Source organism: Deltaproteobacteria bacterium (assembly GCA_016709225.1).
GTDB classification, from domain to species: Bacteria; Myxococcota_A; Polyangia; order Nannocystales; family Nannocystaceae; genus Xiheibacterium; species Xiheibacterium phototrophicum.
Window position 1 is genome coordinate 2,679,534 of sequence record JADJEE010000001.1, and the last position, 13,653, is coordinate 2,693,186.

Sequence of the window (13,653 nt, forward strand, 5' to 3'; positions counted from 1 at the left end):
CGCGGCCGTGAAGTGCCGATGGTGCAGCGAATGGCTCGACCCGAGCCAGCGCCCCGCATCGTCGGCGCCGGCGAGCGCACCTCAACCTCCGCGCGCGGCGACCATCGTCGGGCCTGCGGCCCTGCGCCCTGCGGTCTCGCCTGCGGTCGGCTCGACGCCCGCGCCCGAGACGTCGCAGGCCGCACGCACCCACGTCGACGGCTCGCTGCACGAGCCGCGGCCGCGCGAGGACGAGGTCGCGCCGCGATCGTGGGCACCGCCGCCGTGGCTCGCCGACGGCGCCAACGCGCCGGAGGCCCCAGCTGCGTCTGCGCCCGCGCCTGCGCCCGCGCCTGCGCCTGCGCCTGCGCCCACGATCGTGACCGCCGCGGCGCCGGCCCCTGCCGCCCGCGCGCCCATGCCCGCGGCCGCGCCGACGACCGCGACCGGCACCTTCATCACCACCGGTGAGTCGGCCGAGCCGGCCCACGCCGCGTCGCTGCAGGAGGTCGCGCTGCGGATGGAGCGGATCAAGGCCAGCGCCGCCGCGATCCGGCAGGCGATCGAACACGAGGCCGAGCACGCCGCCGCCGCACCGGCGTCGACGCCGATGCAAGCCGCGCCTGCGATCGACGAGGACGACTTCGGCGAGTTCGCCGATCCGCCGACCGTCAACGATGCGCCGCGCATGCCGGCCGCGCGCACGGCCGCCGCCGTGGGCGACTTCGATGCGCCCGCCCCCGCCGCGGCGCCGGTGTCGGCGCTCGAGCGCGACTTCCTCGGCGACGACGACGACTTCGGCGAGGCCTCGACCGAGGACTTCGGCGACGGCGGCTTCGATGCCGGCGCGTTCGCACCGGCACCGCGTCCGATCCCATGGCGACCGATCTTGATCGCCGCGGGCGTGCTGGTGGCGATCGGTGCGTACGCCTTCCGCGGCCAGCTGTTCCCGAGCCCCACCGAGGTTGCGCCCGCCGACGCCGTCGCGAAGGAGGACGTGCGCCCCGGCAGCGTCGCGCCGGAGACCGCCAAGGCCAAGCCCGACCCTGCGGCCGGCAAGGCGGTGCAACCCGAGCCCGTCGCCGCGCAACCCAATCCCACGACGCCCGACCCGACGGCGGGCGCAGGCACGCCGCCGACCGCCACCGGTGGCGCGACCGCGGGCACCGTCGCGCCGACGCCGGGCACGACCGCTTCGGTCGCCGGTGCGCCGCCGACGGTCGCCCGTCCGACCCCCGATGCCGACACCTCCGCGCGCCTCGACGAGGCCCGCGCGCTGTACCAGTCGGCCAAGGGTGGCAGCTCGCGCAAGAAGCTCGGAGAGGCCAAGACGCTGTTGCAGGAGATCCTCGCCACGGCGCCGAAGCAGGCCGACGCGTTGCTGCTGCTGGCGCAGATCGAGCTCGAGCTCGGCAAGGCCGACGCCGCGCTGGCGACCGCGACCCAGTGCACCGAGGTCGCGCCCGACCTCGCGGACTGCTGGCTCACGATCGGCGTGCTGCAGCAGGACCGCAACAAGAAGGCCGATGCCGCGACCGCGTACGAGAAGTACCTCGCGCTCGCGCCCGATGGTCGCTACGCCGGCGACGTGCGCTCGCAGCTGAAGCGCCTGAAGAAGTAGACCGCGTGCCCAAGCCGCAGCGCGCGCGAAGGCTACGGCGCGTCGGCGGCCTCGAGCTCCGCGACCGCGAGCTCCCAGGCCGCCGTCGCGTTGGCGAGGGCGTCGGCGTCGCGCTGGTACTCGGTGAGCAGGGCGTTGCGTCGCGCCGCGTCGGCGTAGGTCTCGGGCCGCGCGAGGTCCAGGTTGCGCTCGCGCTGCGCCGACTCGAGCCGCTCGATGTCGGCCTCGAGCTGTGCCACCCGCTTGCGCAGCGGCGCGACCAGCCGGCTGCGCTGCGCCCGGCTCTCGGCCTCGGCACGGCGGCGGGCCTTGTCGTTGCCGGCGTTCTTGGCCACGGCGGCGGCGGCCGGCGCTCGCGTCACGCCGCCGTCGCGCTGCGCGGGCGCGACCGCGAGGGTCGGCTCGGGTTCGCGGGTCGGCTTGGCCGCGCGAGCCGCTGCGGTGCTGCCCCGGTGCGCGTCGAGATACTCGTCGAGCGTGCCGGGATAGACCTCGACGTGGCCGTCCTCGACGTTCCAGATCTTGGTCGCCAGCTTGCGCACGAAGCTGCGGTTGTGGCTCACGAACACCAGCGTGCCGTCGAAGCTCGACAGCGCGGCGGCGAGTGCCTCGCTGGAGTCGAGATCGAGGTGGTTGGTGGGCTCGTCCATCAGCAACACGTTGCCCGGATCGACCAGCAGCCGCGCCAGCGCCACGCGGGCCCGCTCGCCGCCCGAGAGCACCGCGATGGGCTTGTCGACGTCCTCGTCGTGGAACAGGAACGCGCCCAGCAGCGTGCGCACGCGGGTGTTCGACAGCTCACCGCCCTCGGCGACCGTCTCGAGCACGGTGCGCCGCGGATCGAGCGTGTCGGCGTGGTGCTGCGCGTAGTAGCCGAGCTTGGCCTTGTGTCCGAGGATGATCTCGCCGGCATTGGGCGACAGCTCGCCCGCCAGCAGCTTGAGCAGCGTGGTCTTGCCGGCGCCGTTGACACCGATGATGGCGATGCGATCGCCCCGTGCGACACGCACGGCGACGTCGCGCAACACCACGTGCTCGCCGTAGGCCTTGCGCAAGCCGGCGGTGCGCAGCGGCTCCGCGCCGCCGCGCTCGGTCGGCGCGAATGCGAATCGCAGGGTCTCGCGGTGCTGTAGCGTCTGCACCTCGTCCATCTTCGCGAGCTGCTTGACGCGGCTCTGCACCGCCTTGGCCTTGTTGGCCTGGGCCCGGAAGCGCTCGATGAACTGCTCGGCCTTCTCGCGCTCTCGCGCGAGGTTCTTGGCCTGGTTCGCGAGCACGACCTCTTCCTCGGCGCGCTGCTTGACGTAGGACTCGTAGTCGCCGCGGTACTGACGCACGCCCTCGGGCTCGAGCGAGACCACGCGGTTGATCTGCTCGTTCAGGAACTCGCGGTCGTGACAGATGAGCACGAAGCCGTGGGGGTACGCCCGCAGGAACTCACCGAACCACGCCACCGTCGGCAGGTCGAGGTGGTTGGTGGGCTCGTCGAGCAGCAGCAGCTCCGGGCGCTGGAACAGCAGGCCCGCCAGCGCGCCGCGCATCTTCCATCCGCCCGAGAACTCGCCGAGGTCGCGGGCCTCGTCGCGGGCCTTGAAGCCGAGGCCCGCGAGGATGCGCTTGGCCTCGTGCTCCGAGTAGTCCTGCTCGAAGCTGGCGATGCGGCCGTGCACCTCGCCGATCCACTCCGCCGCGGCGAGGATGCGAGCCTCGTCGCCCTCGGCCTCCGCGGCCGCGAACTCCTGCTCGGCGCGCTGGCACTCGGCGTCGAGCTCCGCGCGCCCCGGCACCGCCGACAGCACGCTCGCGAGCAGCGTCTTGCCGCCCTGCACGTCGAGGTCCTGGGGCAGGTAGCCCACCCGCAGCTGCCGACGCATCCGGACCGCGCCGGCGTCGGGTCGCATCTCGCCAGCCAGCAGGCGCATGAGGCTGCTCTTGCCCGAGCCATTGGGGCCGACCAAGCCCACGCGATCGCCGGCGGCGATGCGCAGGTCGAGACCTGCGACCAGCTCCTTCTTGCCGAAGGCCAGCGAGACCGACTCGACGACGACCAGGCTCATGACGACGTGTGCCGCCGCCGCGCGTGCGCGACGACCCGAGGACCCTTTCTGCCTGCGCGAGCTATCATGACGCGCGGCGTGGGGTCAAACCCGCCGCGGGCACGGTCGTTGCTAAGCTAGTGGCCCGCGATGAGCGAATCCGAAGCCGAACCCGCGCCTGCGGCCCCTGCAGCGCACGCGCCCGCGCCGGCGCCCGCGCTGGATCCCGAGCTGCTCGAGCGCCTGCGTCGCGGTGTGCCGCTGTCGCTCGGCGAGCGCGGCACCTGGTCGTTCGACGGCGAGCCGGTCACGCACCCGGGGGTCGCGCGCGCGCTCACCGAGGGGCTCGATCTCTCCGACGGTGGTGAGCCCATCGTCGCGCTCGGCGCCCAGTGGTGCTACGTGACCATCGTCGACACGCCGCTGCGCGTGCTCGCCGTCGATGGTGACGCCGCGGGTCTGTGGCTGCGACTCGACGATGGTCGCCGCGTTGCGCTCGATGCCAGCACCCTCGTCGAAGACGAGGGTCGGGGGCTGCGCGCGACGGTGCCCTCGCGCGCGCACGGCCGACCGCTGGCCGCTCGCTTCACCAACCGGGCGCAAGCCGACCTCGCACCGTTGCTCGGCTGGGACGACGCACGCGATCGGCCGCTGCTGCGGCAAGGTGGCGTCGAGCACCTGATCCCGCGCAGCGCCCCGCCTTGACCGACGGCCCGCCGCCGTCACGGCTCGTGCAGGAGTCGTGCGTCGACGCTCGCCCGCGCACCGTCGCGGGCCCATGTCAGCCACACGCGGAGGCGACGCAGCTCGAGGTCGACCAGCTGCAGCCACACCTGCCCGTGCGCGCCCGCGGGCAGCTCGACCCGCCGGTCGATCGCCCGCTCGGGGCTGGCCTGTCGTAGCTGCTGCGGCCGCATCACCGACGGATCGGCGTCGGCATCGACCGCCAGCTCGAGCAGCGGATCGGCACCGCGCTCGAGCAGCGAACGCACCGGCGCGGTCGCTGTCGCGCTCGGCCGCAGCGACACCAGCGTGAGCACCAGGGTCTGGCCGGTGAGCTCGACGTCGAGCTCGAGCTGCGGCACGTCGTCGTGGTCCGGCGCACGCAGCTGCCAGCGCGTGCCCCTTCCGACCCGCACGACCTGCAGCGGCCACTGCCGCGAGGCAACGTCGCCGGGGCGCGCCGGCTCGGCACGGCCATGCGACCACGCCGCCCCCGCGTGCTCGCGCAGCAGGCGTGCACGGGCCAGCTGGATCGCCGCGTCGCCGCGATCGCAGGCGAGGAAGCGCCGGCCCATCGCGAGCGCGACCGCGGCGGTCGTGCCGGCGCCGCAGAACGGATCCGCCACCAGATCGCCCTCCGAGGACGACGCCGCCAGCACGCGCCGGAGCACGCTCTCGTTCTTCTGTGTCGCGTAGCCGGTCTTCTCCCGGGAGAAGCTCTTGATCTGGATCGAGTCGAGCGCGTCGCGGCCGACCAGCGCGAGGTCGGCGGGCCCGGCGTTCCACACGTCGTCGACGGCGATGCCCGGCGCCTTGGCGGGCGCGCCCGATCGCCGCGCGTAGCCGGGCGGGTGCGGCACGTAGACCTTGTTGAAGCGCATGCGCGCGGGGTCCTTCACGTAGAACAAGATGGTGTCGTGATTGCGGATCCAGTTGCGTGCGACGGTCTTGAAGCCCGACACCCAGCCGATGCGCCACACGATCTCGCGCTGGAAGCTCGCGGGCCCGAAGACCTCGTCGAGCAGCAGCTTCACGGCGTGGGCGACGGTCGGATCCACGTGGACGTAGAGGCTGCCGTGGGCGGCCAGCAGCGCGTGGATGCGTTCGAGCCGGGGCGCGAGCATCGACAGATAGCCCCCGCCGGTCGGCCAGCGATCATCGAAGGCGGGGATCCGTAGCACCGTCTTGTCGTCGCCGGGCACGTGCACCCGCGCGACGACGTCGAAGGAGGTGCCGATCGCGAACGGCAGATCGATGTAGACCAGGTCGACGCGGCCGCGATGCTGCTCCAGCCACGCATCGAGGATGCCGAGGTTATCGCCGGCGACCAGCTCGCCCCGACACGGGGCCGCTCGCGGCCCGTGTCGCTCGCTCGTGCGCCACGGGCTCGGCGCGACGGGTACGACCACGCGTCGCCCGTCCGCGTCGTACTTGCCGGGCCACACCAGCTCGATGCCGTCGCCCACGAGCCGGCCTTCAGGGCGCAGCGCGGCCGGCCGGCTTGGCGTGGGTGCCACGCGAGCCCGACAGGCTGCGCACGTAGGCCACCAATACCTGCAGCGAGGCCTCGGTGAACTGATCGCGGAACGCCGGCATCGCCGGCTCACGGCCCATGCGGATCGTCATCTCGATCGACTCGTCGCTGAGGTTGTCGACGATGCGACGATCCGAGAGGTTGCGCGCCTGCGGCTGCTCGGGCACCGGCCGGCCGTCGACACCGTGGCAGCGGGCGCAGTAGTGCTCGTAGAGCTGCTGCCCCGAGAGCTCGTGCACGGGGCCAGCCTGCTCGGCGCAGCCCGTGGCGTGGGCGAGCACCACGGCGACGCCCGCGGCGACGAGGCCGGACCGGACGCGCGTGACGATGCGCTGCATGCAGCAACACGTAGCACGCGGGCGACGGCCGCGGCCAGGGCATCGCAGCGTCCGCGCGCGCGGATGCGCAGGCGGATCAGTGGCGCATGCGCAGGTCGAGCCCGACCACGGGCGCGGGTGCTGCCGCACCGCCGCCGGGGGTCACAGCTGCGGGTGGCTGCGCGGGCGTCGTCGCGCCCGCCTCGGGTGTGCCCGCCGCGGGTGCGGTGACCTCGGGCGCGGGCGACTCGGGTGCGGGGCCCTCGGGCTGCGCCGGCGGTGGCTCGGCCCCCGCCTCGGCGGGGAGCGGCGGCGCCTCGGGCTGATCGAGCAGGATGAAGCCGTCCTTGTCGACCAAGGTGCCGCGCGGCGCGATGTAGCGACCCTCGGGCGTGTACAGGCCGAGCCGGACCCCGAGATCGTCGTTGTAGATGTCGACCGCGCGGTCGTAGTCCCGCTTCGCGCGGGTGTAGAGGATGCCCGCGGTGATGCCGAACGCGGCTGTCGCGAGGCCGCCACCGAGCAGCAGCGCACCGGTGCCATCGAGCCGCTGCAGATCGAGGCCCTCGCGCGCCGACGCGGCGATGCCTGCGACCGCCACCACCGACGACACGATGCCCAGGGCCGTGAACAGCCGTGCCAGCCGCAGCTTGCGGTACGGCAGCGCCTCGGAGGCGGCCGCGTCCGAGCGCAGCACGACGTCGAGCGACTGCCAGCTGCGCTTCTCCGAGCGCTCGCTGGTGCCCTTGGTGTAGCGCATCCCCTGTGGGGCCTTGTGGCGGTAGATCGCGTTCTCGGCGTACAGCCGCTCGCGCTCCGCCCGATCGTCGACCTGCTCGAGCGCCGCGAAGTCGGTCGGCGCGAGCTGGGGCGAGAGCGACATGCACCCCGGTGACGCCGTTGCGATCGCCAGCAGCGAGGCGATGCCCACGCGGGTGCTCCTGGGGGTCGTCGATGCGCTGCGCTTCACGGGGACGGCCTAACGTAGCACGGGCCCGCACGCGATTCGCGAGCGCCGACGCCGGTCCCAACGCAGCGCGCGACCCGGGCTTACAGCGCCTGCGGTGCCCGCTAGCCCACGACCGTGGCCGAGCGTCGCCGCCAGCTGCCGGGGATCGCCGCAGCCCCTGCCTCCGCACGCGTGACGGCGGCCGCCGGCACCACCGGCGCCGTCGTGCGTGCGCCCGGGAGCGTCGGGCCCGGCGGCATCTCGTGCAGGTCGGTGGCTGCCACGGGCGGCACGACCGCGGTGGCGGTCGCGGGACACTCGATCGCGGGACACTCGATCGCGACGCCCGAGCCGACCGCGAGCTTGCGCCGCAGCCGAGCCACCCGCTGCGCGCACGGCCATGCGGCCGCGAGCGCCCACTGCAGCGCGAGATCGGGCCGACGCAGGCGGTGCTCGCAGTCCTTCGCGAGCGCGGTGGCGGCCTCCGTGTGACCCGGCGCGACCTCGCAGATTGCCGACAGCAGCGCGTGCGCGCCGTCGCGATCACCCGCGCGCCGACGCAACGCCGCGAGCTCGAGCGCCAGCGCGATCGCGTCGGCGCCGGCCCGACGCGCGGGCACCAGCGGCCAGCGTCGCACCCCCGCCTCCGCCATCGCATGCGCGCATGCTTCGGCCCCGGCCTCGCGGTGGTGTCGCACGGCGGCCAGCACCGCCGCGGGGTGCTCGGGCGCTTCGAGCTGCCCGCGGCACGCCACCGCCAGCGCGGCCAGACCCCGCAGATCCCATGCGTTGTGACGGCAGATCTTCGCGACCGCCTCGCTCGCGACGGGCGAGCGATCGCCGTCGATCCACGCACGCCCCCAGCTCGCGATCGCCTCGCCGGCGATGTCGTCGAGCCGATGCGCGCCGAGCACGACGCGCTCGAGGGTCGCGAGCCGGGCATCGCCCGCGCGCCCCCGCCACACGCGACGGCACAGCGGCAGCAAGTCGAGGTGGTCGTGCTCGAAGCGATGCGCCACCGCGCCGCGCCAGAGCCCGAGTCGTCGCAGGCGCAGCCGCACGATCGTGCGATCGAAGCTGGCACCGTTGTACGTGACGATCGCGTCGGCGCCCGCGAGGGCGTCGACCACCGCCAGCCACATCGCGCGCTCGCTCGCGGCGGCGTCGAGGCGGAACTGCTGCAGCACCAGCGGACCATCGTCGCGGGCCCACGCGAGCCCGACCACGAACGGCACCGCGTCCCCACCCAGCCCGGTGGTCTCGAGATCGAACAGGCACGGCGCACGCACGGCGCCGCGCCGCGCGATCGCAGCGACGGCCGCTCGCACGTGCGCGGCCTCGACCGCGCGGGCATCGCGAGCACCGTTCGCGTCATCGTCACCGGCGCAACCGTCGTCGACATGGAAGCCCGGCACCGCAGCCGTGACGGTGGTGCTGGCGGCGATCGGCGCGGACGCCCGCGACGACGGACTCGCGGCCGTGAGCGAGGCCAGCCGCCGCGCCATGCTCACGGCGCCGCCGCGGCGGCCCCCGCCAGCGCCCCCAGCAGATCGAGCACCAGGCTCCGAGAGACCGGTCGCTCGCGATCGGCGATGGCCGGGCCCATGCAGGTCGGGCAGCCCTGCGCGCAGCTGCAGCCGCGCACCGCCGCGGCGGCGTGCTCGAACAGCGCCGGGCCCAGCTCGAGCGCCGCGCTCGCGAGCCCCGCCCCGCCCGGCGTCCAGTCGAAGAGCACGAGGTACGGCCGCGCGGCTGCGGCCAGCACGGTCGCGGGATCGACCGGGCCCACACCACCTTCGACACCCGCGAACGCGGCCGGATGTCCCGCTGTCAACGCGTGGCCGAGGTCGGCCGCATCGCACATGAGCAGCAGCGCGGCGGTGTGGTGGATCGCATGGGTCGCAGCGATGGTCGCGCTCGCGCGCGCGGTGGGCTCGACCGCAGCGACCCACGCCCGCGGCATCGGCCAGAACGCCGCCCGCGTGTGCAGCTCGAGGTCGGGCAGCTCGATGGGACCGAAGCCGATGTTCTCGTGGGTACGGAAGCGCAGCTTCTTGAAGCCCGGCACGGTCCGCACCACGTGGGCCTCGCCGAGCGCCCCACGATCGCTGGCGTCGTCGATCGGCGCCTCGTCGTCGATGATGCGTACGCGCAGCTTGGGGATTGCCTCGGTGTAGTAGTCCGAGGCGACCGCGCGCACGCTGGCCTTGCGACCGTCCCAGTCGAGCGCGCGGACCTCGTAGGTGCGGCCCTCGATGGGATAGATGGCGCCCGGGTGCAGGTACAGCGGCGCGTCGTCGAAGGCGACCTCCGCGAGGATGTCGCCACCCTCGTCGACGACCGCGAAGTTCTCCTCGATCGGGCCGCGCAGATCGACCGCATCGGCGGCGCTGTCGGCCCCCAGCGCCAGCCATACCGGCACCTCGGTGTCCTGGCGCAGCAATGCGCCGCGGTCTGCGAGGTACTCGGCACCGGCGATCAGCTCCGCGGGCGGCAGCTGCCCCCAGCCCTCGGCGGCCGACAGCGGCAGCTCCTGCGCAGCGCAGCGCAGGTGCGGCAGCCACACCTCCGGGTTGTCCGGATCGACCGCGGCGTGCTCCGCCGGGCGCTCGAACAGGAACGCAGGGTCGGCCGCGATGAACTGATCGGTCGGCATCGACGACAGCACGATGACCCCGAGCGACGCACGCCCGCGTCGGCCCGCCCGGCCGATGCGCTGCAAGGTCGCCGCCCGCGAGCCGGGGTAGCCCGACAGCACCACCGCATCGACCCCACCGATGTCGATGCCGAGCTCGAGGGCGTTGGTGGTGGCGACCATGCGGGCCTCGCCGTCGCGCAGCGCCTGCTCGACCTCCCGGCGCCGCTGTGGCAGGTAGCCCCCGCGGTAGCCGCGGATCGCCGTGTCCGCGGGCGTGTGCGCCAGCGGCCCGGCCTCGGCGCGCTCGTCGTCCTGCAGGTAGCGCGTGAGCAGCTCGACCGCCTTGCGGGTGCGGCAGAAGACCAGGCTCTGGATGCCCGCGCGCCGGATCTCGCTGGCGATGACGCGCGTGACCTTGAGGTAGTCCCGTCGCACGCCGACCACGGGATCGACCACCTTGGGGTTGAACACCATCACGCGACGCGGGCCCGCGGGGGCGTGATCGCGGTCGATGCAGGTGAACGCGTCGCGACCGCACAGCCGCTGGGCCAGCTGCACGGGGTTGGCGATGGTCGCCGACGCGGCGATGATCTGCGGCCGGCTGCCGTAGTGGGCGCACAGCCGCCACAGCCGGCGCAGCACGTTGCCGACGTGGGAGCCGAACACGCCGCGGTAGGTGTGCAGCTCGTCGAGTACGACGTAGCGCAGGCCGGCGAGGAAGCGCGCCCAGCCCTCGTGCATCGGCAGCACGCCGCGGTGCAGCATGTCGGGGTTGGTCGCGACCACGGCGGCCCGCGATCGCGCCGCGCGGCGCTCGTCGGGCGGTGTGTCGCCGTCGTAGGGCGCAACGCCGACGTGGGCCGGCGCGGGCAGCTGCCGCGCGAGCTCCCGCATCGCCGCGCACTGATCCCGCGCGAGCGCCTTGGTCGGGAACAGCAACAACGCGCGGGCGTCGGGCTCGAGCAGCGCCGTATGGAGGATCGGCAGCTGGTAGCACAGCGACTTGCCCGACGCGGTACCGGTCGCGATCACCACGTCACCGCCCGCGAAGGTCGCTGCGAGTGCGTCGGCCTGGTGCGTGTACGGTGCGACGAGATCTCTTCGCGCGAGCGCCTGTTCGAGGCGCGGATCGAGGCTCGCCGGCCAACGCCCGAACGCGCCCAGACGCGGTGCTACGACGTGCTCCGCGACGAGATCCACTTCGTGGTGCGCACGCAGTCGCTCGGCAACCTGCGACAGCGCGTCGTCGAGGTCGCCCGAGAGATCTCCCCGCGTCGCCGCAGCCGAGGAAACGTCAGCTTCTCCCGCGCCGGATCGAGCAGATGTACCGTTGCCTGCCCTCTGAAGAAGGATCCTGGCGCGGGAGAAGCCTGACTGGTCCTCTAGCATCGAACGGATCGTCGCGCTCGAACTGAACGGACGCCCCTATGTATCATCCGTTCAGTGCGGCGTCAACTTCGAGGTGTGGGCCGGGTCGATCATTGTTCGGTCCAACGCGGTCCACACGCGGAACGTCCGGGCGGCAGCGCGGCCCGATCAACGGCCGCGGGTGCGCCCGCGGCGCGAGCCCGACGGCGGACCGCTGCGCTGCGATTCCGCCCGCGAAACCCCCGCAGGGCGCGGTTGCGCGGGGCCTGGAGCGGCAATCGCCGCGGCGCGGCCCGGGCCGCGATCGACCATGGCGTCGCCCGGATCGCCGTCGCTGCCGAGCCGCGCGAGGCGGTCGAGATGCTCGCGCCAAGCCGTGAAGTCTTCGGGCTCCGCGGCCTGCCACGACACCGTCTCACCGTGATCGGGGTGCACGAAGCCGAGCTCGGCCGCGTGCAGCATGACGCGCAACGCAGCGGCGTCGAGCCGCGGTGGCGGCCGCAGCAGCGGAGTCGCATCGCGCGAGCCGGGCGGCCACGCGCGCACGTAGACCGGCTCGCACACCAGCGCGTGCCCGGCCTCGGCGAGGTGGATGCGGATCTGGTGGGTGCGACCGGTCTCGAGTCGGCAGTGCACGAAGCTGACGCCGACCCCGACCACGCCGTCGAAGGCCGCGGGCGGCAGCGCGACGAACCGCTCGACACTGACGTGGGTCACGGCTCGCCGCGCAGAGCTCGGTGCGCGCGCTCGGCCGTGCCACGAGCCCCGCACACCGTCGCCGCGATCGGTCACCAGCAGGCTCTCGATCGCGCCGGCGCGCACGCGACCGTGGGCCAGCCCGAGGTAGCGACGGTGGATGGTGTGGGCGCGGAACTGCTGCGCGAGCTCCCGCTCGGCGGTCTTGGTGCGCGCGAACACCAGCAGCCCGGTGGTGTCCTTGTCGAGCCGATGCACGACCCGCAGCGGCGGCAGCTGTCGGCGCTCGCGTCGACGCAGCTGCGCCGAGACCTGCTGCACGACGGTGTCGTGCTCGTCGTCATCGAACGGCACGCTCGAGATGCCCGCAGGCTTGTCGACCACCACCAGGTCGGCGTCGACGTGGATGATGCGCTCGGCCGGGAACGCGCCGACCTCGAGCCGCTCCCGCGGCGCGGTCGGTCGCACGAGGATGCGGGCCCCCGCCCGCACGCGACGGGCGTCGTCGTGCTCGCGGACGTCGTCGAGCCAGACCTTGCCCTCGCGCACGAGCGTGCGCGCGCGACTCCACGGCACGTCCATCGCGCCGCGGACCAGCGCTGCCAGGGTCTGACCGCCCTGCTCGGCCACGAACGCGATCTCGCGGCGCTCGCTCATGGCGTGGGCTCCGGCACCAGCACCAGCTTGCCGATGGTCGAGCCCGACTCGAGCAGGCGCTGTGCGGCCGCGGCCTCGTGCAGGCCGAAGCTGGTCACGGGCAACGGCCGCAGCGCGCCCTCTTCGAACCACTTGCCCAGCTGTGTCATGCCGTCCTGCATCAGTCGCACGTGATCGAAGAGATAGCTGAGGTTGAAGCCCATCACGCTGCGGTTGCGCTGCGTCAGCGCGAACGGGGAGAAGCGCGGGGTCGTGAGGAAGTTCCACGCCAGCTTCAGCCACGACAGTCGCCGTCCGGCCTTGGGCAGCATCGACGCGAAGCCGTAGACGACCAACCGGCCCATCGGCGCCAGGTGGGCGAGGCTGCCACGCAGGGTCGTCACGCCGTTGGCGTCGAGCACCACATCGTAGCCCGCCGGCGCATGCAGCTCGGCGGTCGGCCACAGCGGCTCGCGCGAGGTATCGATCACCACGTGGGCCCCGAGCGCGTGGGCGTGGTCGACCTTGTGCGTGCCGCCGACGACCCCGACCACGTGGCAACCCAGCAGCCGAGCGATCTGCACCAACGCGCCCCCGACCCCGCCGGCGGCCGAGTGCACCAGCACGGTGGCGCCGAACTTGGGCCGCGCCAGCTCGACCATCGCGTGGTAGGCGGTGAGGAAGACCGCCGGGTACGACGCGGCCTGCTCGAACGACAGGCCGCGCGGGACCGCGAACACCTGCCGCCGCGGCACCACCAGATCGCTGGTGTAGCCGCCGAAGCGGGTCACCGCGATGACGCGCTCGCCGACCGCGACGTCATCGACCTCGGCGCCCACGCGCGCGACCTCGCCGGCGACCTCGAAGCCGGGGGTGATGGGCCAACCGACGTAGTCCTTGGCCGAGGCGTAGAGGCCCATGCGCACGATGCAGTCGGCGTAGTTGATGCCGGCCGCGCGCACACGGACGTGCACGTCCGTCGGCGAGCACGGCGGCAGCGGATGCTGCTCGAGGCGGAGCCGGTCGTAGCCGCCTGCGCGATGGATCACGATCTTCTGCATGGACGCCTGGCGCCGACGCGACGCGCCGACGGGCACTCTTAGCCGATGCCGCACCCGCGCGAAAGCACGGGCCGGCCCACGCCTGCGCTTGCCGA

At 73.7% G+C, this 13,653-nt stretch carries 10 protein-coding genes; 2 read left to right on the top strand and 8 right to left on the bottom strand.

Annotation, left to right across the window (positions count from 1 at the left end):
- The first annotated feature begins 7 nt into the window (after positions 1-7).
- Entirely contained in the window at positions 8-1,600 is a 1,593-nt protein-coding gene (locus IPH07_10855; protein ID MBK6917889.1) for a hypothetical protein, read from the top strand.
- Between the two features lie 32 nt (positions 1,601-1,632).
- On the opposite strand, the gene IPH07_10860 is transcribed toward IPH07_10855, so the two are convergent.
- The gene (locus tag IPH07_10860) at positions 1,633-3,657 is read right to left on the bottom strand and encodes an ABC-F family ATP-binding cassette domain-containing protein (protein ID MBK6917890.1); all 2,025 of its coding nucleotides are present in this window, start codon (positions 3,655-3,657) and stop codon (positions 1,633-1,635) included.
- Between the two features lie 129 nt (positions 3,658-3,786).
- Here IPH07_10860 and IPH07_10865 point away from each other — a divergent pair, with 129 nt between their 5' ends.
- Entirely contained in the window at positions 3,787-4,341 is a 555-nt protein-coding gene (locus IPH07_10865; protein MBK6917891.1) for a hypothetical protein, read from the top strand.
- Positions 4,342-4,358: 17 nt separating this feature from the next.
- On the opposite strand, the gene IPH07_10870 is transcribed toward IPH07_10865, so the two are convergent.
- From IPH07_10870 to IPH07_10900, 7 genes are all read right to left on the bottom strand, one after another.
- A complete protein-coding gene (locus tag IPH07_10870; protein ID MBK6917892.1) occupies positions 4,359-5,825 on the bottom strand; it encodes a site-specific DNA-methyltransferase in 1,467 nt (488 codons plus the stop codon).
- A 10-nt stretch (positions 5,826-5,835) separates the two neighbouring features.
- Entirely contained in the window at positions 5,836-6,231 is a 396-nt protein-coding gene (locus tag IPH07_10875; GenBank protein MBK6917893.1) for a cytochrome c, read from the bottom strand.
- 76 nt (positions 6,232-6,307) lie between these two features.
- Positions 6,308-7,180 (bottom strand): hypothetical protein, encoded by an 873-nt coding sequence (locus IPH07_10880; protein MBK6917894.1) that lies wholly within the window; start codon positions 7,178-7,180, stop codon positions 6,308-6,310.
- A 101-nt stretch (positions 7,181-7,281) separates the two neighbouring features.
- Positions 7,282-8,670, bottom strand: a complete 1,389-nt coding sequence (locus IPH07_10885; protein MBK6917895.1) for a ribonuclease H-like domain-containing protein — start codon at positions 8,668-8,670, stop codon at positions 7,282-7,284.
- Complete coding sequence (locus tag IPH07_10890; protein ID MBK6917896.1) at positions 8,667-10,997, bottom strand: DEAD/DEAH box helicase; 2,331 nt, start codon at positions 10,995-10,997, stop codon at positions 8,667-8,669. The genes IPH07_10885 and IPH07_10890 overlap by 4 nt, the downstream gene beginning before the upstream one ends.
- A gap of 336 nt (positions 10,998-11,333) precedes the next feature.
- Positions 11,334-12,518 carry an RluA family pseudouridine synthase gene (locus tag IPH07_10895; protein MBK6917897.1) on the bottom strand — a complete coding sequence of 395 codons (1,185 nt, stop codon included), beginning with the start codon at positions 12,516-12,518 and terminating at the stop codon, positions 11,334-11,336.
- Positions 12,515-13,558 carry a zinc-binding dehydrogenase gene (locus IPH07_10900; GenBank protein ID MBK6917898.1) on the bottom strand — a complete coding sequence of 348 codons (1,044 nt, stop codon included), beginning with the start codon at positions 13,556-13,558 and terminating at the stop codon, positions 12,515-12,517. Before IPH07_10900 ends, IPH07_10895 begins: the two co-directional genes overlap by 4 nt.
- Between the last annotated feature and the right edge of the window lie 95 nt (positions 13,559-13,653).

Excerpts from the sequence above, each read along its gene's own strand:
- IPH07_10860 (MBK6917890.1), bottom strand. The coding sequence starts at position 3,657 with ATGAGCCTGGTCGTCGTCGAGTCGGTCTCGCTGGCCTTCGGCAAGAAG.
- IPH07_10865 (MBK6917891.1), top strand. The coding sequence starts at position 3,787 with ATGAGCGAATCCGAAGCCGAACCCGCGCCTGCGGCCCCTGCAGCGCAC.
- IPH07_10875 (MBK6917893.1), bottom strand. The coding sequence starts at position 6,231 with ATGCAGCGCATCGTCACGCGCGTCCGGTCCGGCCTCGTCGCCGCGGGC.
- IPH07_10895 (MBK6917897.1), bottom strand. The coding sequence starts at position 12,518 with ATGAGCGAGCGCCGCGAGATCGCGTTCGTGGCCGAGCAGGGCGGTCAG.
- IPH07_10900 (MBK6917898.1), bottom strand. The coding sequence starts at position 13,558 with ATGCAGAAGATCGTGATCCATCGCGCAGGCGGCTACGACCGGCTCCGC.